Genomic DNA, 20,674 nt, shown 5'->3' on the forward strand with positions numbered 1-20,674 from the left:
ATCCGCACCTGCGGCCCTCTCTTCGATGAGGCAGCGGTCCGGCAGGCGCACCCAAAAACCCAGGTTGACTGAGGAGGATTCTCCACCCGGCCTGCCGGGATGCCGGCGGAACACCGCCGTCTCAGCGGGTATGGGATGGACAGATGCCGGCATACGATCATCCACTCTGGGGAGCAACATAGTCTGTACAACAGGTATACGGTTGATCGAATAAAACTGGCTGGCATTTGAATTGTGGTTCCAATAATAAAGTCCGGGAATCCCCGGTCCAGTCGGCCGGGAGAGGGCTGTCGCATGCTGTTTCCGTGAATCACCGGGAATTCAGGCCTCAATCAGGCTGCCGGGCATTCCCGACCACGGCACGTTCGCCCATGAGGTCCTGAGATCGCAGCCCGGCCAGAACACTTCGGTCGTCTCTGCCGCGTCAAACGTCGGGATCAGCACCGGGTTCGCGAACCCCGGCATGAGTCCGGCAGCAAAATGCCCTTCATCGCCGCCATGTGGGCTGGGCGAGATCGTGCCCGTCATCGCCCTCGCGATCGGGGTGCGGCGGAGGCTTTGACTCGCGATGAGCCTTACAGGCCATGTCCTGGCCGGGACTTCCTGGCCGGATGAGAGACGCCGTCCGGTCTCGTGACCGAACCGTAACGGAAGGCATGCAGGCCACAATGACTGCGACCGGAGGAAGGACAGGTAGCCGGATCGCTGACCGGCGAAAAAGAGGATGTGAAGGTGAGAGGCTTAGTTCTTCTTTCCCTTTGCCGGAGCCTTTGCCGGGGCCTTTTCCGGAGCCTTCTCCTGCATTTTATCCTGGGACTTCTTATCCTTTGCCATAAATGACACACCTCCCTCCCGAGGTGGGATATATCTGATATCACCCGGTCCGGTTATAAATTTTATGCTCGATCAGCCGGGCTATCCGGAATCAACGCAGAATATGACGTTATTTTTCGCCCCTTCGCCACGAGGGCGGCGGGGGCCGCACCAGGGAGTCGTTCTGGTGAGAGATCGCAAAAATGGGGTGTGGGCGGGGGGCAGGGCCTACCCGTTTCTCCTGGCGCTGGAGAGCATGTAGAGGACGATGATGGAGAGCGCCCCGACCACCTCGACGACGAAGACGAGGGCCATGGTCGGGATCGTCCCGAGGCCGACCGGCATCCCGGCCGGCGCCGACCCCGTTCCCGCGAGCCAGTCGCAGAAGAGGGCGGCGCCGACCGCCAGCATGACGGCAGCCATGAGGACGAAGATGAGCAGCCCGATGACCTCGGTCTTCCGTAACGTCTTTCCCCCAAAGCGCATCGACTTTACCCCCGCTCCCGGTCTGAAGGCAGGCGGGACGACTCCGGCCGCCAGGGCGAGGACGATCCCGAGGGCAACGGGGATCCTGCTGCTCTCACGCATACGCCTCACCTCGCCGGTCCGGTCCGGGGATCAGGAGCAAACCGGCACGCGGGAACCGCCGGCCGGTGGCGAAGGTTCTCGCCGGGACTTGATAGTCTATCGCCATGACAGGGAGGCCTGGTGCTGTATCTGCGGTCGGCAGGCGGGGAGTCATCGAATCACCCGGAACATATGGAATCTCTCCTTTCATCAGCGTAGAATCGTCGATGCGTCAACTCCGTGGCCGCGAGACGGATTCTACATGATTGAACATTATAATACTGTGAGACAGATGATCTATTTAATGATTTTCATGCCTCTTCCGGCAGACCCGGAGGAACGGGCTCTGCGGCAACAGAGCGGGCACCAGAGATTTTATTCGCCGACGCCCATGAGGAGAGAACGTCGGGCGCCGCAGGCGCAGACCCTGGAGAACACCGGAACGGCCCTGGAAAAAACGCCCATTTCCAGGAGGGCAATAGAGGAAAAATTCGGAATATACCAAGATTTTTATCCGCCTCCCCCCAACGGATATTGAATGCCCCGCATCTATCTCGGAAAGATCCTCCTACACTGGTGCGACGCCTGCCACGCCCCGGTGCTCTCCGGGGCCTGCGCCTGCGGCGCCCCGACCCGCCCGGTGGCCGTCACACCGCCGGGGGACGCCCGGCCCGCGTTCCCCGACGACATCGAACGGGTCAACCGTATATTCAGCGAGCACTTCGGAGCGCCGCTGATACCGGAAGGCCATATCGCGCTCCTCAACAAAGTCCCCGCGGAGGACCGGATGGACGAGATCGTCCTCGGCGGCGCGGTCGTGGGCGCGGTTCGCTACTTTCCCGATGAACGGCGCTGGGAACCCCTTCCGCGGCCCGCCGCCGCGGCATACCTGCGACCGGCAAAGCGTTACGTCGTCGTCGACGACGGCGCGGTCCCGTTCATCCGTGACGAAGGGGCAAGCGTCCTCGCACCGGGCCTCGTCTCGATCGACCCTGCCGTCGCCGAGGGCGACGAGGTCTTCATCCTGACGCGGACGGGCGAGTGCATCGGTGTCGGCAGGGCAAAAGTCGACGCCGCCACCGCGGAGACGATGGAGCGGGGGCTTATCGTCCGGACCAGGAAGAACATCGCGTCGGTCTCGCTCCCCGGTGCGGCGACGTGGGAGGACGCCGTCGCGGCGAACAAGCAGATCCTCGCAGACTATGAGGCCGCGAGCGTCAAGTTCGTCCGGGAAGTCGCGGAGAAGAATACGCAACAGCCCACGGTCTCCTACTCCGGCGGGAAGGACAGCCTCGCGACGCTGCTCGTCGTTCAAAAAGCGCTCGGCCCGGTGCCGCTCCTCTTTGCCGACACGGGGCTTGAGTTCCCGGAGACCTGCGAGAACGTCGACGCGGTCGCTGAGCGCTACGGGCTTACCGTTCTGCGGGTCTGCGACGAGGAGACGTTCTGGCAGGAGTTCGAGAAGAGCGGCCCGCCGGCCGTCGACAACCGCTGGTGCTGCAAGGTCTGCAAGCTCCACCCGATCGGCCGCCTGATCGGCGAGAACTGGGGCGAGTGCCTCTCGTTCATCGGGCAGCGGAAGTACGAGTCGGTGAAGCGGATGCAGAGCAGGCGGGTCTGGCGGAACTCCCACGTCCCGCAGCAGCTCTCGGCGGCCCCGATCCAGCAGTGGACGGCGATGCACGTCTGGCTCTACATCCTCCGGGAGAAGGCCCCCTACAACCCCCTCTACGAGCGGGGGCTCGACCGCATCGGGTGTTTCATGTGTCCGGCAAGCGATCTGGCCACGCTTGAGATCATCAGGGAGTCCTGCCCCGACCTCTGGGCGATGTGGCTGGAAAAACTCTCGGCCTGGCAGGAGAAGCAGGGCCTCTCCCACGACTGGATCGAGCGCGGACTATGGCGGAAGCGGGGAGACGCGGATGAAGAAGAAGATAGTTATAATTGATTACGGGGTCGGCAACCTCCGGAGCGTTCTCCGGGGCCTGGAGCGGGCCGGAGCAGCGGTGACGATCACGGCGGACCCGGAGACGATCGCCTCGGCCGACGGGATCGTCCTCCCCGGCGTGGGGGCGTTCCGGGACGGGATGGAGATGCTCGGCGGTCTCGGAGAGACGGTCCGCACCGCTGCCAGGGGGACGCCGCTTATCGGGATCTGCCTTGGGATGCAGATGCTGATGGACAGGAGCGAAGAGCACGGCATCCACCGGGGGCTCGGCCTCGTGCCGGGAGACGTGAAACGCTTCGCCCCCGTTGCCGGGGAGAAGGTCCCCCACATGGGATGGAACACCATCCGCTTCGAGGGGCAGGACCCGCTCTTTGAGGGACTCCGCGAGGAGGAGTACGTCTACTTCGTCCACTCCTACTACGCGGCGGCCGCACCGGAGCATACCCTCACGAGCACCCCCTATATCCGCCCCTTCGCCTCCTCAGTCAAATGCGGGCTCACCTACGGCGTCCAGTTCCACCCCGAGAAGAGCGGGGCGGTCGGGCTCAAGATCCTCGAGAACTTCATCGAGCGGGTCTGCTGAACGGTGGGGGCCGGGCGGACACCCTTCCTTTAGCCCACGGGAAGGCCTGCACTCTCTCTAACGATTTTTACTCCGAGGCACACCTTCATGCCGGCTCGATCTCACGCGAAGCGCCGAGCGTGAGCACCGAAGGTGCGAGCCGCGAAGGGTGGGAACCATCGATGACCGTGCAGACCTCGCGGCGACACTGCGCCGCCAGGCTGCCTGCGCAAAAAATAGAGGGGGATCAGTTCCCGTTGCCCTGGCTGCGCATCTCCTGGTCCCGGAGGACGCCCCGCTGGATCTTCCCCGAGAGGGTCTTTGGAAGATCGGAAACAAACTCGATCGTCCTCGGGTACTTGTAGGGGGCGGTGGTGTTCCTGACATGCGCCTGGATCTCCTTGACGAGCGATTCGGAGGGCTGGTAGCCGGGCTTCAAGACGATGAAGGCCTTGACGACCATTCCCCGGATCAGGTCGGGCGACCCGACCACCGCCGACTCCTGGACGGCGGGGTGCTCCATGAGCGCGCTCTCGACCTCGAACGGCCCGATCCGGTAGCCGGAGGACTTGATGACGTCGTCGTCCCGCCCGATGAACCAGAAATAGCCGTCCTCGTCCTTGAGTGCCTTGTCGCCGGTGTAGTAGAACCCGTTCTGGAACGACTCCCGGTTCGCTTCGGGGTTGTCCAGGTACTCGACGAAGAGCCCGACGGGCCGCGGGTCGAGTTTGACGGCGATCCGTCCTTCCTCGCCGTCGGGAACCGGGCGTCCGTCGTCGTCGTGGAGCTCGACGTGCCAGCCGGGGACGGGTTTTCCCATGGAGCCGGGCTTATACTTCATGCAGGGGAAGGTAGCGATGCAGCAGACGGTCTCCGTCTGGCCGTAGCCCTCGTAGATGGGCTGCCCGGTGCCTTCCTGCCAGACACGGATCACCTCGGGGTTGAGGGGCTCGCCGGCGCTGCAGCAGTGCCGGAGGTCCCGGAAGTCGAACTTGTCGAGGTCGGCGAGGATCAGCATCCGGTAGACCGTCGGGGGGGCGCAGAAAGTGGTCACCTCGTACTTCTCGATCAGCGGGAGGAGCTCGGTCGCACCGAATCGCCCCCGGACATCGTAGACGAAGACGCAGGCTCCGGCGATCCACTGGCCGAAGATCTTGCCCCACGCGCACTTCGCCCACCCGGTATCCGAGAAGGTCAGGTGCACGTCGTTCGGGTGCAGGTCCTGCCAGAGCGAGGCGGTGATGATGTGCCCAAGCGGGTAGCCCTGGTTGTGCAGCACCATCTTCGGCTCGCCGGTGGTGCCCGAAGTGAAGTAGATCAGCATCGGGTCGGTCGATCTCGTCTTCTTCGCGACGGGCATGCTGACCTTGTGGTGCGAGACCGGTGCAGGATACTCGAGCTCGTGCGGGTAGCTCGCCCACCCCTCCCGCTCTCCGTCGGCGAGGAAGAGGGTATCGAGCAGCGGGCAGGCGTCGGCGATCTCGTCGACCTTCTCGGCGTTCTCGCTGTTGGTGATGATCATCCGGAACTTCCCCGCCCGGATGCGGTATTTGATGTCCTTCGGGGTCAGCATCGTCGGGCAGGGGCAGAAGACCGCGCCGAGTTTGATGAGCGCGATGACGAAGATCCACCACTCGGGGATCCGCGGCAGCATCAGCATCACCCGGTCGCCCCTCTTGATGCCGTATTTCAGGAGGATGTTTGCGGCGCCGTTTGAGAGGTTCCGGAGGTCGCGGAAGGAGTACTTCCTCTCGTGCCCCTGCTGGTCCACCCAGATCATGGCGAGCTTGTTCCGGTCGGTCTCGGACCACCGGTCGATCACGTCGTAGCCGAAGTTGAAGTGTTCGGGAACATCGATCGTGAAACCGGCGCAGGCGGCCTCGTAATCGGTCATGTTGTGCTCCCGCCTGACGGCAGGCGGAGTTCCTGCCGTGGCCGCAGCCTCGACGCCGCTGCCGGAGACGCCGTTGCCGTCCAGATGCGTCGTGCAGAGTTCGTTGAGCCATTCCGACCGCGACTTGCCGAGGGAGTCGCAGATTGTATCGATCTTTTTCACCAGGTCATCCTGCATCGTGACCGAGTATCGCACCATGCTTACCATTTTGTGGTGCACCATATCACCTTTTTGATTTGTTCCGCACCAGATCGCAGAACCAGCACCCCCTTCCGGTGCGTGAGGGGCCGGCCCCCGCCGGGCGCCACGTTCAAATAGGGACGGCGCGATCCGGTTGCACATGGCCGGGCAGACAATCCTCGTTACGGGCTCGACGGACGGCATCGGAAGAGCGGCGGCCCGCATCCTTGCCGGGCAGGGCCACCGCGTGCTGCTCCACGGCAGGAGCAGGGAGAAGGGCCGGAGAGTTCTCGACGAACTGGAGGAGGAGACCGGTTCCGACCGGCTGAGCCTCTTCATCGCCGACCTTGCGGTGCAGGAGCAGGTGCGGGCCCTCGCTGGGGAGATCGGCGACGCGTACGGGAGGCTGGACGTGCTCGTCAACAACGCCGGGGTCTTCATGCCGGAGCGGAAAACCGCATCCGACGGTATCGAGATGACATTCGCCGTGAACTACCTCGGCGGGTTCCTGCTCACCCACGAACTCCTCCCGCTCCTCTCGGCGAGCGCTCCCGCGAGGATCGTCAACGTCGCGTCGATCACCCACCGGAGCGTGCAGGCACCCGACCTGGCGAACCTGCCGGGTTTCGAAAATTACGACGGCTACAAAGCCTACGCCGTATCGAAGCTCGGGGTCGTCGCCTTCACCGCCCGCCTCGCCCGCATCCTTGAGGGGACGGGGGTGACGGCGAACTGCCTCCACCCGGGAGCGATCGATACCAAACTCCTCAGGGCCTACTGGGGGGAGCGGGGTGGCGGCGCCCCCCCGGAGAGGGGAGCGAAGGTGGTGGTGCATCTCGTTGTCTCGCCGGAAGCCGGCAGGATGAACGGCAGGTACTTCGAGGAGACACGGTGGACCAGCCCGTCGGCCCTGGCTCTCGCTCCGGAGATCCAGGAGCAGTTCTGGGGGATGGGGCTCAAACTTACCAGCAGCGAGGAGTGGCGACTCCGGGGGAAAGCATATGCCGGATGAAGGAGAGCGATAGCCTGCCCGGTGGACGGGCAGTGAGCACGCGGAGGGAGAATGCATGAAACGTGACCTGAAAGGTGAAGGGAAAGCGGAGACGAAGGAGTACTGGTGCGAGATCTGCGGAGCGGCCTGCGACGAGATCACCGAAGAGACTTACCCGGATCTGAGAAAGGCCCGGACGCTCTGCCCGGACTGCAAAAAGTCCTACGAGGAGTCCTGCAGGCTGCAGTGACAGAGAGAGCGGCGATGCACGGCGGAAGGCCGGGCGCGCACCGGCATCCGTCTCCGGGATGACGCCGGAGGGAACGATTTATAGGGCCGGATGGATATCCTTCCTGCGGAGGAGACCCCGGTCAAGCCGCGCATCCGTATCAGTCATGACACCGACGACGCGCTCCGGCGGACGTACGGCCACGCTCCCCGCCCGGGCACAGGGCGACGGGATCCTCATCGTCGACGCCGATCAGAAGATTGTGCATGTCAACGCACCGCTGCAGGATCTTCTCTGCGTTGACGAGGAGGAACTCCCGGGAGCGGATGCTCTCTTTGCCGTCGAAAAGCACCTCTTTCCCCTCCTGGAAGAGGGCGGTTCCGGCGAGGAGGTCATCGCCCTCCTCCGGGGCGAGCCGCGCCCGTCACCGGTCATCCTGAGCGTCCGGGCACCCGGGACAGGCGTCCGGAGACTCTCCGTCACGTCGAGCACCATCGATACCGTTACGCCCGCGATCCGGCTCCTCGTCTTTCACGATACGGGCGAGGCAGGGGGCGCGGAGACCCCGAGCGTTCCCGGGGAGTTTCCCCCGATCTTCTTCGTCCAGGACCGCGACCTCCGGTACAGCTGGTTCTGCACCACCGGTGAACCGGAGCCCCCCCCAGACCTCGCCGCGGGGAGTACGGACGCCGATCTCTTCTGCCCGGGAGACGCCGCACGGTTGACCGAACTCAAGCGCCGGGCCCTGGAAACCGGGGAAATGGTGAGGGAAGAGGTCCTCCTCACCGTCAACGGGGTCACCCATACCTTCGACACGACGCTGGTGGCGGTGAAGGACGGCAGGGGGAAGGCGACGGGGGTCATGGGGACCCTGCTCGACGTCACGGCCCGGCAGCGGGCGATCGAGGCGCTTGTAAAGAGCAGGAGGCAGCTCGCCACCCTGCTGAGCAACCTCCCGGGTATGGCCTACCAGTGCAGGGCAGACAGCAAATGGACGATGGAGTTCGTGAGCGAAGGGGCGGAGAGGATCACGGGTTACCCCCCGGACGACCTCATCGGCAACCGGCGGGTCGCTTACGGCGACCTCATCCATCCCGGAGACCGGGTGCGCGTCGCAGAGGAGGTCGCCGCCGGGCTCGACGAAAAGAGGCCCTTCCAGACGACCTACCGCCTTGTCACCGCCTCGGGCGAGGAGAAGTGGGTCTGGGAGCAGGGCAGGGGCATCCCCGGCTCAGCGGACGGCATCGTGCGGGTTGAAGGATACATCAACGACATCACCGACCGTATCAGGGTCCAGATTGCCCTCGCAGAGAGCGAGGCGCGGTTCCGCAACATCTTCGAGGAGGCCGGGATCGGCATTCTCCTGACCGACACCCGCGGGAGGATCGTAAAAGCGAACCCGGCATTCCAGCAGATCCTCGGCTATAGCGCCGACGAACTCCAGGAGATGACGGTTGCCGGGATCACCTACCCGGACGATCTGGAGGCGAGCAGGAAGTGCCTTGTGGAACTCGTGGCAGGAAAGCGCGAACGCTACCGGCTGCAGAAGCGTTACGTCACCCGTTCGGGAGAGGTCGTCTGGGCACGGCTGACCGTGACGGCTCTTCGCGACACCGACGGCACCGTCCGGTACACGCTCGGGATGATGGAGGACATCACCGCCCGGAAGCAGGCCGAGGAGGAACTCGCCGAGAGCGAGGAGCGATTCAGGAGCATCTTTAACACCAGCCATGCGGTCATGCTGATCATCGATCCTGAGACCGGGGCCATCGTCGACGCGAACCCCGCGGCAAGCGCCTACTACGGCCACCCGCACGAGGTCCTCGTCACGATGCGGATCGACGAGATCAACACCCTCACGCAGGAGGAGATACTCCAGAAGATCAGGAGGGCGGAGGCCGGCGACGAGTGGCATTTCTCGTTCCGGCACCGGCTGGCGGACGGCCGGATCCGCGATGTGGACGTCTTCAGCGGCCGGGTGATCATCCACGGACGGGTCCTCCTGCACTCCATAGTCCACGATGTCACCGAGCGGAGACAGGCAGAAGAACAGTTCCGGGCGCTTCTTGACGCCATGCCCGATGCAGCCATGCTGATCGACCGTGACGGGAGCATCCTCGCCTTGAACGAGATGATGGCAGGGCGGTTCGAAAAAAGCGTCGGCGAACTCATCGGGGCATGCACCTACGATCTCGTCCCGCCGGAACTGGCCGCGAAACGGCAGGTCCTGGTCGAGCAGGCCTTCGCGTCGGGAAGACCGCTCAGGCTCGTCGACGAGCAGGCGGGAATGATCCTCGAGAGCATCTTCTTCCCGATCCCCGGCAGCCGGGGCGATGTCGGACGGCTGGCAATCATATCCCGCGACATCACCCGCCAGCAGGACCTCGAGCGGGCCAGGAAGGAGGCATTCTCCCAGATCGAGCAGAACATCGAGCAGTTTGCGATCCTCGCCGACCACATCCGCCAGCCGCTCCAAGTGATCCTCGGCATGGCGTGCCTGATCGAGGACGATAAGGTGGCCGCGATCCTCCGGGGCGAGGTCGATCGGATCAACGGGTACATCCGGCAGCTTGACCAGGGCTGGATCGAGTCGAGGAAGATCCGGGAGTTCCTCCGCCGGCACGAGATGGTGTAGAGATCGCGCTGCCTACCGGCTCCCTTCGGTACGCTCGCGGATCTTTTTCACCGCATCCTCCGCAGCTTTCCGGACGTACCAGTCCTCATCGCTCCGGACGCGCTGCAGAGGCTCGATCGCCTGTCGGTCCCCGATCTCGGCGAGTATATCCGCCGCACGTTTTCTGACGTCGCTGTCGGGATCGCCGAGCGCGGATATGACCGGCTCCAGGGCCGGAACCCCTGCGGCGGCGAGCGCCATCGCGGCCTCTCTCCGGATGCTGTAGTAGTCGTCGTGGAGGAGCGTCATGAGAGGCGGGATCGTGCGGGGATCGCGCACCCCGGCAAGGACCCGTGCGGCCCGCCGCCGGATGTTGTCGTCGCGATCGCCGAGGACCGCGACGAGCGGCCCGACCACAGGCGCGCCCATTCGGGCGAGTTCGCTCCACCGCTCCTTCGCGATCAGGTAACGGATCGTCTCCTCCCCCGGCCCGGGCGACCAGGCGAGGCGATCGAGGGCGTCTGCGGCCCCGGCGCGGACACGGAAGTCCTCGTCGGCAAGCGCACCGGGGAGCAGCGCCGCCGCCGGCTCGCCGATCAGCACGAGAGCCGCCACCACCCCTCGCCGGGCTTCATCGCTCCCCTCCCGCAGGGCTCGCAGGAGCGGATTGACCGCCGCCTCGCCCATCATGCCGAGCGCCCGCACCGCAACGCGCCCCACACGCTGGTCATCCTGCAGAAGCGTATCTATGAGCGGTGCGATGGCGGCCGGACTCCCGATCTTGCCGAGCGTCGCGGCCGCACCCATCCGGACCGTCGGGGGACCGTTCCGGAGAGCCTGGATGAGGTGCTCGACGGCGGCATCCCCGATCCCGACAAGCGCCCGCGCCGCGCCGAGACGGGTGTGCCAGTCGCGGTCCTGGAGGGCATCGATGAGCGGCACCACTGCCGGCTCCCCGACCATCTTGAGCGCCTCGACCGCCTTTCTCTGCCTGCCGTCCTGCTCGGTCCCGAGTTCACCGATCAGCCTCGCGACCGCGGGTCCCCCGATCACGCCGAGCGCCCGCGCCGCGCCCATCTGGATGGCGCTATCGGGATCGTTGAGTGTCCGGACCAGCGGTTCGACGGCACCGGCCCCGATCTCCGCGACCGAGGCCCACTGCTCCTTGGCGATGAGGTACCGGATCTTCTCGCCTTCGGTTCCGGGCACCCATCCGGCCCTCCCGAGGACCTCCGCAGCGCCCAGGCGCACGAGGTAGCGCTCGTCCTCCAGCGCCCCGGTGAGAACAGGGACGGCCGGTCTGCCGACCCGGGCGAGCGTCTCGACCGCCCCCAGCCGGGCAGCGGCGTCGGGATGGCCCAGTGCCTCGACGAGCGGGCCGACAGCCGTCTCCCCGAGCTCAAGGAGCACATCCCCGGCTCTCTGCCGGATAGAAGCGTCATCGCTCCCGAACGCCTCGATGAGCGCATCGAGAGACGATGCCCCCATCGTCTGCAGGATCTCCGCCGCAGCCTGCCCGGTGCCGGGGCTGCCGAGGGCCTGCACGAGCGGGGCGGCGGCGGGCTTCCCGATCCTCGCCAGCACTCCGGCGGCTGCCCGGCTGAGATCTTCCTCGCCCAGAGCGCCGATCAGGGGTTCCACGGCTGCCTCCCCGATCCGGACCAGGGTGTCCCCGGCAATCCCCCGGCGGGTCGCTTCGCCGAGCAGGAGGACCAGGGGCGGGGCCGCCGGGGCCCCGATGCAGGCAAGAGACTCCGCCGCCCCTGCCTGCACCCGGGGATCCAGGTCGGCGAGCCGGGCCGCCAGGAGGTCGACGGCAGGGGCCCCGATCTCCGCGGCCTCCGGCCATTGCTGGAGCGCGATCAGACGCGCAGCCTGCTCCTCCACCCCGGCGGGAACCCTGTCGAGCCTCGTGAGGATCCGGGCGGCCCCCATGCGGGTCCGGGCGTTCTCATCGCCGAGCGCCCCGATGAGCGGCTGGACCGAAGCCTCACCGATCGCTGTGAGGACCGTTGTTGCTCCCGCGTAGCCGTCGCCATCCTCGCCGAGGAGGGGGATGAGGGCGCTTACGGCAGGTGCTCCGATCCCGACCAGGGCCTCGACGGCCTTCCGGTGAAGGCGGTCGCCCCCGCTCCTGACAAGGCCGACGATGACCGGGACCGCCTCGTGAGCCCCAAGCCTCCCCAGGACCTCGACGGCGTTCTCCCGGGCGGCGCCCGTCTCCCGCTCAAGCAGCGCAAGGACCGGTTGAACTGCAGGCTTCCCGATGACGACAAGCGCATCCGCCGCCGCCGGGGCCACCGAATCGACGGTGAGAGCGTCCACGAGCGGCCCGACGGCCGCAGGGAGACCGATCTCGCCGAGCGTCGCCGCAGCCTCGCTCCGGATGCGGTCGTCGTCGGTCTTCAGCACCCGGACCAGGGGATCGACGGCGGGCTCGCCCATCAGGGCAAGCTCCAGCCATTCTTCCCGTGCGATCAGGTACCAGGCCCGCTCGACGTCGCCCCAGGGCTCCCAGCCCATCCCGTCGAGGATCCCGGCGGCATGGCTGCGGAGACCTGATCTGCCGGCAGTCAGCGCCTGGATCAGCGGCGGCACTGCGGCCTCCCCGAGCGCACCGAGGATCCCCCGGAGCGTCTCCTGCACCTCTCCGTCCGCGCCGCCCAGAGACTCGACGCATGCCGCCGCCGCCGGCTCGCCGATCTTCAGCAGGGCCGCTGCCGCCGTCTCCCGGAGATCGGGGTCGTTGAGCAGCTCGATCAGCCGGCCGACCGCAGGCAGACCGCTCTCCGCGAGCGCCATCCCCACGAGCGGCCGGATATTGTCTTCCGCCTCGTGCAGGAGCCCGACCAGGGGGCCGACGGCGGGTCCGCCGATCTCACCGAGGGTCCGGGCGGCATTCCACCAGGCCTCCCTGTCCGGGGACTTCAGGATGCGGATGAGCGGCTCGACTGCGGCCTCGCCGTACTCTGCAGCATCAAGCCATGCTTCGCCGGCGATGAAGTACCGGATGGCCTCCGCATCATCGGACGGCTTCCAGCCGGTATCCCGAAGAATAGAGGCAGCAGACCGCCGTATCCTCCCGTCGGGGTCTTCGAGGGCCTCGACCAGGAAGGGGACCGCAGCGTCGCCGATCTCCCGGAGCGCGTAGAGTGCTCCGAACTGCACCTCGTCGTCACCCCCGGCGAGCGCCGCGATGAGGGGCGGCACGGCGGGCTCCCCCATACGAACGAGCGTGGCGGCTGCGCCGGTCTGCATCTCGCGGCTCCCGAGCGCCGCGATCAGCGCCGGGATCGCACCGTCGCCGATACGGACGAGGGCTTCGGCGATACACCACCGCTTCCCGTCGTCCGCACGGGCGAGCGCCCGGAGCAGGGGCAGGACGGCATCGGCCCCGCGCCCGGCGACGGCAGCCGCGGCACGCCTGCGGGTCTCGGTGTCGGCACTACCAAGATCTTCGATGAGCGGCTCCAGCGGGCGGTCGCTGTCCGGGACAACGGGCACATCCCTCGGCTCATCGATCCCGGGCTCATCGATCCCGGGCTCAGCAATCTCAAACTCGATATCACCCTCCGACGGGAAGGTGTCGAACCCATTACCCCAGGAAGACGGCCCGTCACCTGCATCGTCAAGCCCGAGCAGCCGCATGAGTTCCTCGTCGGTGAGAGGTTCGGGTTGCGGGTTCGGTGGGGCGTCCGGAGGCGGCTCTGGGATCCAGACAGGATCGCAGGATTCACCGCCGTCCGGTCCGTTCAGGAAAGAAGGTTCCGGGAGGACCTCCGCCCCGCACAAAGGAGCGGGATCGTCGGACGGCAGGACCGTGCAGGGCATCTCCCTGGCGTCATCGACCCTGTCGGGGGAGGTGAGATCGTCGAACCGCCGGAGCGCTTCAGGGATCATCTCCATTTTCCTGAGAAGAACCGTCCCATCACCATCCCGGGGCGGCTTCGGCGGTTCAACCGGATAAAGCGGTTCCTGGCCCGGAGCATCTTCCTCCGGGACATCTTCCTCGTTTCTTCCGATGTATTTCCGGATCCAGCGCCTGAAGAACGGGGTTCTCTCCGAGCCAAAGATGCCCGGGATACCCACGAGGGGACAGAGATCCTCAATCCCCGGAGCCACCCGGACACCTGCTGTCTCCACGCCGAAGAGGAGAACGAGAATCGCAATTCCCACAGCCACACATGCCAGAGCGCATGGTATCCCCCTGCGGCACCTGCCGGGCCCGGTCACGTGCCCGCCCGCAGATACCGGCCGCATCGTCACCACTCCGCGGATTCCAACCGCAGGAAGAGCGAAGGCGCCGTCAGGGAATGCTCGTGGGACCTCCATGCACATAATGAGAACTCTACGTCTAAAAATTAAATATGTTTGTTTCCCGTGCCCGCGCAATAAGGAAATTTTTATATAACACCTGTTTCAGGAGGCAGGGGTCCGCTCGCGGCCTTCTCCGGCTCTCCGGCGCTCAGATAGCGCTTGTACCAGACGAACCAGGGGGTATCGAGGACCCCGACGATGCCCTTGCTGACGATCTGCCCGATGATCAGGGGGAGCAGGGGGATTCCGGCAGCGAAAAAGGCGATACTCACGAAGATGATACTGTCGAGCGTCAGGTCGGCGACGTCGGAGAAGGCGCTTCGCAGTACGATGCGATCCGGGTAGGCGCGCTTCAGGCGGTCGAAGACGTAGCAGTCGATGTTCTGGGTGACCAGGAACGCAACCCACGATGCGAAGATGATCCACAATCCCTGGGTGAAGATGCTCTGCCACGCCGCCTCGAACGCGAACCCCGGTGCCGGGGTCAGCGAGTTCGTCATGGCGATCAGGACGGCGAGCAGGATCTGGGAGAGGAGAGCGATGGCGATGGCGACCCGGGTCATGGCCCGCCCGTAGACCTCGTTGATCATATCGACAGCCTGCGCGACGAACGGGTAGACGAAAACAGAAGCGGGGGCGATGAACGTGGCGATACCGATATCGAACTCGATCAGCCGGGCCGCGATGATCCGGGAGGCGCCAGGGCAGATGATGTACAGGCCGGTCAGGGCGGCAAACCCGTACTCGGGATACCGCCTGACGACCACGGCGCCCGCATACGTCGCGATGGTGAGGCTGACCGCCCGGTAAATCCAGACAGACGGTATCGGCACTAGCAGGACTCCGTCGACAGAAACGTATAGAGGAGGTTGCTCCTCCGTCCTGATAATCTTCCCCACCGGCAGCAGGGCTACCCGGGCCTGTAGCCGAACGGGAAGAGCCGATCAGAAGCCTTCGTTCATGATCCGCTCAAGTTCGGATCGCTTGATCCGCCAGGACCCTCCGCACTTGACCGCCGGGATCCGTTCCTCCCGGATGAACTCCCGGATCCGGCCGGGAGTGAAGTTCAGTGTCGAGGCGACATCGTCGACAGTGAGCATCTTGTCGCCAGGGTTGTGGTGGCCGCACCCGATCGTCTCCCAGTCCTCATCCGGCAGCATGATGGTGATGACCGGCTCGCCGTCGTCTCCCGGCGAGACCGCGGCCTTGAAGGTGAGGGTCGGGACGAGGCCGTTCTGGTACAGGCTGGCCTGGAACTCGAACACCTCGTCGCTCATCGTGCAGGCCTTATCCCTGAACGCATGGAGGGTGTCCCACAGGTTCTCCGTGACGATATCCTGCGGGATATTCGGGAACGGCACCATACTCTGCGCGGCGCGTGCCGATACCGCAAGGGGGAAGGTGATGCCTATGTCTCTCCCCATTCGGGTGATCTCGATCAGATCCCCGTCGTCGATAGCGTCCTGCCGCGTCTTCCTCTGTTGCTCCGGGTCCGCCAGCCCCCAGGTGCTGGCTGGTGTGCGCAACCTCACTGTTTTCGTCTCCATGAGTCGTAGGTCTCCGGGATATTCTCGCGCTTCTCATACCACTATGGGGGGGATCATCATAAAAGATTTGCCAAATCTTTTTCGAGATTTTGCGATTTCTTTCGCTCTAAAGCCTTATTTTAAACCCTCCCCGAGGAAAATCACGCAGGATTCGCGGAGGATGCCGCCACGGATCTCAAAATGAGCGATTATAGGCCATACCAATCAAAATAGGCGAATAATTGGAGAGAAATTGCCACCCACGAGGATCAGTTCGGGGAGGACGGCTCCAACAAAGCCTATATAGCATCAGGGTGAGTCTTGACCGGTGATTTCTCCCGTGACACCCGTTCCCGGCGATGCTTACATAACACTCCTCGGACGCTCGACATGGGCGCTCGTCAATGCTTATCACGCAGTGCTGCGAGAGAAGGGGTTGCGCCCCGAGCGGGTCTCTATCGTCACCGAAGAACCCTATGCAGGGGAGGCATCGACCGCAGCCACGGCGGTCCGGATAGTCTCCGGGGGTTACGGCTTCTCCCCGGAGATCCGGGTGGAGGTTCTCCCGGAAGCAGACTTCGTCAGGGCCGGGCAGACGATCCGCTCGCTTGTAGAGGATTTCATCCGGCGGGGGTTTGATGTGGCGATCGATATCACCTCCGGGCGGAAGGTCACGGTCGCCGGAGCGCTCATCGCGGTATCGCTCGCGGGGCTCGATATCCGGCACATCTACTACCTCTCCATGAAGAGCACCGACGACGTCGCAAAGCCATACATGATGATCCCGCACCAGGTCCAGAAGATCCGGGATATCATGGAGGACGCGGGGGCGGGACAGTGACCGATGCGATCGTCAGGGAGGACGAGGTGCAGGTCCTCCTCAACAGCCTCGACGAGGTCCGCGTCGCCTACCCGCTCTACGAGGGAGACCTCCTGATCGCCCGCCCCGAAGGGACCGGCTTCTCGCTCGAACTCCCCGCGTCCCGCGAGACCTTCCAGGGCTGGCTCTCCGGATACGGACCGATCGCCGCGGAGCTCCCCGCCTACAACGATCTCCAGGAGTGCATGTTCGCAAGCGGGATCGCCCGCTACGTGAACCAGGCCGCCTTCGACTCGATGCTCAAGTCATACGGCCAGCTCAAGAAGACCGTCTTCTTCGGCCTGGACACCAACCTCTTCTACCACGGGTTCGCGTCGAACAACCCCGCGATCAATCCCTCTTCCTACCTGGTCGTCGATACTGTCCGCGATGAGATCACCTACGCCATCAACCGCAAGTACTCGCCAAAGTCGATCGAGGAGCTTACGGCGCATGCACCCGGATACCGGAAGTTCATCGGGGAACTCGAGAACAAACGGATGAAACGGTCCCGGAAAGCGGCATACCTCGCGCTGAAAGAGTACCGCACCATCCGCGACCGGGCGACGGAGATTGCCTCGCCGGGCACGCACACGCACCTCTCCGAGGAGAACGACCGCAACATCGTCCGGGCGCTCCGGAAGTTCGAGGAGGAGCGGTATGCTCTCCCCGTCCTCCTGACCGCCGACATCTATATGGCGGACCTCTGCATGGCCGAGGGAGTAGAGTACTTCTACTTTGATCGCCCATACAGACAGGAGGCGACAACCTGCACGGCGCCGGCATTCCGGCGGCTGCTCTTCAATCTCGCGGCCGTCTTCGGGTTCATACAGTGCAACGGTGCCGTGATCTTCGGTGAGTACGGCGGAAAGGGGAACGATCTCGACGAACTCAAAGTGCGGTTCGAGGACGAGACGGCCCACCATGAATTCATAAGGGAACTGGAGATATGCAGGCAACTCCAAAGACTCGGCATACCACGGTAACGGCAGTCCTCTGCGATATGGATAATACTCTCTTTGACCTTGTCGGGGCAAAACGGGAGGCGTGCCGGTGCGTGGTCGACTACCTCGGCGCCGGGGACCCTGAGGCGCTCTTTTTGCAGTTTCTTCGCGGCGTCCACGGGTTTGAGAATCATGCGAACATACGCGACTACCTCGAGGCGCTCGGCGTGTACGAGCAGGCGGCGTTCGAGGTCTGCTGCCGCACCTACGAGGATGTGAAACTCAAGATGGTCGAGGCGTATCCGGGTGTCGATGAGACGCTCCGGCGCCTCGCGGACGCCGGGGTCGGGCTTGCGGTCGTCACCGACGCGGAGTCGTTCCAGGCACGCCGGCGGCTCGATAGGAGCGGGCTTGCCGGGTACTTCGAGGTCGTGGTGACCCCGGAGGTCTCGGGGAAACGGAAACCGGAACCGGACTCCCTGATCTACGCCCTCCGGCGGCTTGATACGGCTCCAGGAGAGGCGATGATGGTCGGCGACAGCCTGGTCCGCGATATCGCCCCGGGAAGGCAGATCGGGACGACGACCGCGTTCGCCGCCTACGGGGACTGGCGCCCGAACCGGCCCGTGGAGATCGAGGCCGACATCATCCTCCGGAACTTTGCCGAACTCATCGGCCACGTGGGCATCCCGGGCCGGTGATCCACCGATACCGGCCTCCCGCGAAGCGCTCCACTCAACCCGGGAGTCCCAACCAGACGAAGCGGGAGTACCGCGGGTGCGGGTCCGGACATGGGAGTGCCAGAGGTCTTCGAGCCGCGATGGTCTGTCAGGACCGGAGCGTGAGAAGCCATCAGGCTTCGAGCCACGAAGAGATCGGCTAACAACCCAGTTCCTCTTCGCGGCTTCGCGGCTTCGCGGCTTCGCGTGAGACTATATCGTTACCCCTATTCCCGACGCACGCGAAGCCGCGAAAAACGCGAAGACAGGTATCCAGTTCCTCGCGTGACTTGATGGATCAAAGACGGCCGTCCGGGATCAGCAGAGCGGCGAGGGGGACTGCGAACCCGGCACCGGGAGCCGCGCCCCGTGGATGATGACCTGCTGGTCGGTCTCCGCGATCTTGCCGAGAATGATTGCTTTCCCCGCCGGGGTCATGGCAAAGACCGGGATCGAGGTCCCCGCCTGCAGGAGCGCGGCCTTCGCCGCCTCCCGGATATGCTTCGAGGCGCAGGCGGTGAGGAGATCGGCCGCGCCGGCCATCTGGACGGCTTCTTCCTGCGAGAGCCCGGTCGTGTGGACGGCGACGATCACGGCATCCGGGAACCGCTCGCGGATCGCCGCAGCCTCGGCGGCAGCGGCGGTGGTGACGGCGATACGGCGGTGGCCGAGCTCTGCCGCCCGGGCGACGCCGGCGGCCTGGTCGATGACGGCGGTCGCAGGATCGAGGACCACGCCTCCGTTCTCTTCGATCCGCGCGATAACCTCAGGGATGGGGCTCGTCTTCACGAGGCCCGACATCCGGCCACCGATCCCCTGGATGAGGGCGGGGTTCGTCGCGACCAGCGTCCCGGCCCCGTCGGAGGCGATCACTGCGGCGTCGAGGTCCCCCCGCCGGACGGCGCTGCTCAGGAGTTCGGAGGCTCCGAAGATGACGAAGTCCGGCCCGGCAAGGACCTCGCGCTCCGGCGTGCACATCCCGAAGGACCTGATACGCCCCTCGATGTTTCTCTTGATTGCTTCAGGCGTCATCTCCTCGACCGGGCAGGCGAATCGCCGTGCCAGCGGGCAGTCCTCTATCTGCGGTAAGCCTACCTCGACCACCCGGCCGTTCCGGATCACGACCCGGCATTTGCCGGCGGCCTCTATGATATGTTCGTCACGGTCGCTCATACGCAGATGGTTGGGCGGGGATGGGAATAATGGTGCCCTCCCCTCCCGGACGCACCCGGGTAAACGCTTATCAGATTGTCCTCCCATGAGAGTGTGGACAGTTCATGGTACGCATGCAGCAGGAAGATGGGGTGAAGAGTCGTGGGCCGGATCTGTAGCCCGTTTGTCGTGCTCGAGTGCAGCAGGGAGTGCGGGTTCTCCCGGCTCTACAACGAGCCCACCGAGGAGCAGGAGAGGGAGATCGCCGATACGAAGGCCTGCCCCGCCTGCGGCGCTCCCGTCCGGAGAAGGTTATTCTGACGGCGGGAGCCATGCCGGGGGAGCGCTACTGGGAGATCGACGCCGCCCGGGGCGTCGCCGTCGTGACGATGATCACCTTTCATGCCGCCTTCGACCTCGACTTCTTCGGCGTCCTGCCCCTGAACGTCTCCGGCGGATTTCTCCGGATGCTCGCCTACCTGACCGCATCGACGTTCATCTTCCTTGTAGGGGTCTCCTTCACCATCAGTTACGCCAGATCTTCACGCCGGCTCGCGGACCGCGACCTCGCGCTCAAGTACGTCCGGCGCGGCCTGACGATCTTCGGCTACGGCCTCATCATCACCGCCGTCACCTGGTACTTCCTGCCGTCGGTCTACATCGTCTTCGGCATCCTGCACTTCATCGGGGCGGCGATCGTCCTCGCGCCTCTCTTCGTCCGGCTCGACGCGGAAAAACTCATCGTGGCGAGCATCGCCTTCCTCATTGCCGGGTACGTCACAAACGCCATCACGGGTCCCTGGCCCCTTCTCTGGCTCGGCATCCACCCGGCGTCCTTCACGAGCCTCGATTACGTGCCGCTCCTCCCCTGGTTCGGCCTCGTCCTCGTCGGGATGGCCGTCGGCCGCCTCTACTATCCTGACGGGCGGCGAGGGTTTACGTTCACGATGGCAGAGCCGGCGCTCTCGCAGCCGCTCTCGTTCCTCGGTCGGCACTCGCTCTTCATCTACTTCCTGCACCAGCCCGTCATCCTCCTTGCGATCGCAGTCCTCGCGCCGGAGGCGATGGGGCTGGGGTGAGGCTTGCGGTCTCCGTGGCCCGGAGGATCGCCTGTCTCAACGCGGGAAAGAGAGCGCCAGGAGAAGGAATTAATCGCTGGAGCGGAGATAAGTTGGGGAGAAGTCAGGGCCGGGGCGTGGAATCCAACCTGAACGAGACCTCCTCTCAACCCCACCTGGAGATGAAGGATATTCCGAGAAGAGGGGGGCCGGGAGATACACCGATTGCCGCAGGTGCCGTCCGGGCAACGGTGACGCCGCCCGGAATGCCCCGGAACAACGTGAGCCAGGAAGATCCAGA

The 20,674-nt window shown here is 65.0% G+C and carries 18 protein-coding genes; 11 read left to right on the forward strand and 7 right to left on the reverse strand.

Annotated elements, in window-relative coordinates; translation table 11 throughout:
- Nucleotides 1-321: 321 nt before the first annotated feature.
- The gene (locus tag F8E02_RS11050; RefSeq protein WP_317065631.1) at nucleotides 322-528 is read right to left on the reverse strand and encodes a hypothetical protein; all 207 of its coding nucleotides are present in this window, start codon (nucleotides 526-528) and stop codon (nucleotides 322-324) included.
- Between the two features lie 513 nt (nucleotides 529-1,041).
- Nucleotides 1,042-1,401 carry a hypothetical protein gene (locus F8E02_RS11055; protein ID WP_317065632.1) on the reverse strand — a complete coding sequence of 120 codons (360 nt, stop codon included), beginning with the start codon at nucleotides 1,399-1,401 and terminating at the stop codon, nucleotides 1,042-1,044.
- Between the two features lie 241 nt (nucleotides 1,402-1,642).
- On the opposite strand from F8E02_RS11055, the gene F8E02_RS11060 reads away from it, so the two are divergent.
- Genes F8E02_RS11060 through hisH form a run of 3 tightly spaced genes read left to right on the forward strand, consistent with a single transcriptional unit; the run spans nucleotide 1,643 to nucleotide 3,911 of the window.
- Nucleotides 1,643-1,918: a hypothetical protein gene (locus F8E02_RS11060; protein WP_317065634.1), complete on the forward strand. Its 276-nt coding sequence runs from the start codon at nucleotides 1,643-1,645 to the stop codon at nucleotides 1,916-1,918.
- Nucleotides 1,919-3,328 (forward strand): phosphoadenosine phosphosulfate reductase domain-containing protein, encoded by a 1,410-nt coding sequence (locus tag F8E02_RS11065; protein ID WP_317065635.1) that lies wholly within the window; start codon nucleotides 1,919-1,921, stop codon nucleotides 3,326-3,328.
- Complete coding sequence (gene hisH / locus F8E02_RS11070) at nucleotides 3,303-3,911, forward strand: imidazole glycerol phosphate synthase subunit HisH (protein WP_317065636.1); 609 nt, start codon at nucleotides 3,303-3,305, stop codon at nucleotides 3,909-3,911. The genes F8E02_RS11065 and hisH overlap by 26 nt, the downstream gene beginning before the upstream one ends.
- Nucleotides 3,912-4,137: 226 nt before the next feature.
- Here hisH and F8E02_RS11075 read toward each other — a convergent pair whose 3' ends face one another.
- A complete protein-coding gene (locus tag F8E02_RS11075; protein ID WP_317065637.1) occupies nucleotides 4,138-5,982 on the reverse strand; it encodes an AMP-binding protein in 1,845 nt (614 codons plus the stop codon).
- 142 nt (nucleotides 5,983-6,124) lie between these two features.
- Here F8E02_RS11075 and F8E02_RS11080 point away from each other — a divergent pair, with 142 nt between their 5' ends.
- The 3 genes from F8E02_RS11080 (at nucleotide 6,125) to F8E02_RS11090 (ending at nucleotide 9,819) form a co-directional block, all read left to right on the forward strand.
- A complete protein-coding gene (locus F8E02_RS11080; protein WP_317065638.1) occupies nucleotides 6,125-6,976 on the forward strand; it encodes an SDR family NAD(P)-dependent oxidoreductase in 852 nt (283 codons plus the stop codon).
- 55 nt (nucleotides 6,977-7,031) lie between these two features.
- Nucleotides 7,032-7,205 (forward strand): hypothetical protein, encoded by a 174-nt coding sequence (locus F8E02_RS11085; protein ID WP_317065639.1) that lies wholly within the window; start codon nucleotides 7,032-7,034, stop codon nucleotides 7,203-7,205.
- A gap of 145 nt (nucleotides 7,206-7,350) precedes the next feature.
- The gene (locus tag F8E02_RS11090) at nucleotides 7,351-9,819 is read left to right on the forward strand and encodes a PAS domain S-box protein (protein ID WP_317065640.1); all 2,469 of its coding nucleotides are present in this window, start codon (nucleotides 7,351-7,353) and stop codon (nucleotides 9,817-9,819) included.
- A gap of 12 nt (nucleotides 9,820-9,831) precedes the next feature.
- Here the strand turns inward: F8E02_RS11090 and F8E02_RS11095 are convergent, their stop codons facing one another.
- The 3 genes from F8E02_RS11095 to F8E02_RS11105 all read right to left on the reverse strand — a co-directional run bounded on the left by F8E02_RS11095 (nucleotide 9,832) and on the right by F8E02_RS11105 (nucleotide 15,662).
- The gene (locus F8E02_RS11095; protein WP_317065641.1) at nucleotides 9,832-13,974 is read right to left on the reverse strand and encodes a HEAT repeat domain-containing protein; all 4,143 of its coding nucleotides are present in this window, start codon (nucleotides 13,972-13,974) and stop codon (nucleotides 9,832-9,834) included.
- A 227-nt stretch (nucleotides 13,975-14,201) separates the two neighbouring features.
- Nucleotides 14,202-14,948, reverse strand: a complete 747-nt coding sequence (locus tag F8E02_RS11100) for a queuosine precursor transporter (RefSeq protein WP_317065642.1) — start codon at nucleotides 14,946-14,948, stop codon at nucleotides 14,202-14,204.
- Between the two features lie 111 nt (nucleotides 14,949-15,059).
- Nucleotides 15,060-15,662, reverse strand: a complete 603-nt coding sequence (locus F8E02_RS11105; protein ID WP_317065643.1) for a helix-turn-helix domain-containing protein — start codon at nucleotides 15,660-15,662, stop codon at nucleotides 15,060-15,062.
- Between the two features lie 319 nt (nucleotides 15,663-15,981).
- Here F8E02_RS11105 and F8E02_RS11110 point away from each other — a divergent pair, with 319 nt between their 5' ends.
- Genes F8E02_RS11110 through F8E02_RS11120 form a run of 3 tightly spaced genes read left to right on the forward strand, consistent with a single transcriptional unit; the run spans nucleotide 15,982 to nucleotide 18,145 of the window.
- Complete coding sequence (locus tag F8E02_RS11110; protein ID WP_317065644.1) at nucleotides 15,982-16,482, forward strand: hypothetical protein; 501 nt, start codon at nucleotides 15,982-15,984, stop codon at nucleotides 16,480-16,482.
- On the forward strand, nucleotides 16,479-17,486 hold the full coding sequence (locus F8E02_RS11115) for a PIN domain-containing protein (RefSeq protein WP_317065645.1): 1,008 nt from the start codon (nucleotides 16,479-16,481) through the stop codon (nucleotides 17,484-17,486). The genes F8E02_RS11110 and F8E02_RS11115 overlap by 4 nt, the downstream gene beginning before the upstream one ends.
- A complete protein-coding gene (locus F8E02_RS11120) occupies nucleotides 17,450-18,145 on the forward strand; it encodes an HAD family hydrolase (RefSeq protein WP_317065646.1) in 696 nt (231 codons plus the stop codon). Before F8E02_RS11115 ends, F8E02_RS11120 begins: the two co-directional genes overlap by 37 nt.
- Before the next feature lie 336 nt (nucleotides 18,146-18,481).
- On the opposite strand, the gene F8E02_RS11125 is transcribed toward F8E02_RS11120, so the two are convergent.
- Nucleotides 18,482-19,336, reverse strand: a complete 855-nt coding sequence (locus tag F8E02_RS11125) for a methanogenesis marker 8 protein (protein WP_317065647.1) — start codon at nucleotides 19,334-19,336, stop codon at nucleotides 18,482-18,484.
- A gap of 141 nt (nucleotides 19,337-19,477) precedes the next feature.
- Here F8E02_RS11125 and F8E02_RS11130 point away from each other — a divergent pair, with 141 nt between their 5' ends.
- Entirely contained in the window at nucleotides 19,478-19,636 is a 159-nt protein-coding gene (locus tag F8E02_RS11130) for a hypothetical protein (RefSeq protein WP_317065648.1), read from the forward strand.
- Between the two features lie 11 nt (nucleotides 19,637-19,647).
- Complete coding sequence (locus F8E02_RS11135; protein ID WP_317065649.1) at nucleotides 19,648-20,394, forward strand: heparan-alpha-glucosaminide N-acetyltransferase; 747 nt, start codon at nucleotides 19,648-19,650, stop codon at nucleotides 20,392-20,394.
- Nucleotides 20,395-20,674: the final 280 nt, after the last annotated feature.

Source organism: Methanoculleus caldifontis, assembly GCF_032842345.1.
GTDB lineage: Archaea > Halobacteriota > Methanomicrobia > Methanomicrobiales > Methanoculleaceae > Methanoculleus > Methanoculleus caldifontis.